This is a genomic window from Solihabitans fulvus, assembly GCF_008386585.1.
In the GTDB taxonomy this organism is placed as follows: Bacteria; Actinomycetota; Actinomycetes; order Mycobacteriales; family Pseudonocardiaceae; genus Solihabitans; species Solihabitans fulvus.
In genome coordinates, this window is the sequence record NZ_VUOB01000181.1 from 1 (window position 1) to 417 (window position 417).

The window sequence follows — 417 nt, forward strand, 5'->3', positions numbered from 1 at the left end:
CCTGTCCATCCGCGCGTGCCGCGACGAGGTCGTGGCCGCGATCAACGAGAAGACCCTCGTCGACGTGCGGTCGCCGGACGAGTTCAGCGGCAAGCTGCTCGCGCCGGCGCACCTGCCGCAGGAGCAGGCGCAGCGCGCGGGTCACATCCCGACCGCCATCAACGTGCCGTGGAGCAAGGCGGCCAACGAGGACGGCACGTTCAAGTCCGACGAGGACCTCAAGGCGATCTACGGCGACGCGGGCCTGGACGGCTCGAAGTCGACCATCGCCTACTGCCGCATCGGCGAGCGGTCCTCGCACACCTGGTTCGCGTTGCACGAGCTGCTCGGGCACGCGGACGTGAAGAACTATGACGGTTCGTGGACCGAGTACGGCTCGCTCGTCGGAGTGCCGGTCGAGCTCGGCAGTGGAAAGGA

At 68.3% G+C, this 417-nt stretch carries 1 protein-coding gene; it reads left to right on the forward strand.

Annotation, left to right across the window (positions count from 1 at the left end):
• On the forward strand, window positions 1–417 hold a 417-nt coding region (locus F0L68_RS41185), incomplete at both ends, for a sulfurtransferase (protein WP_149855347.1).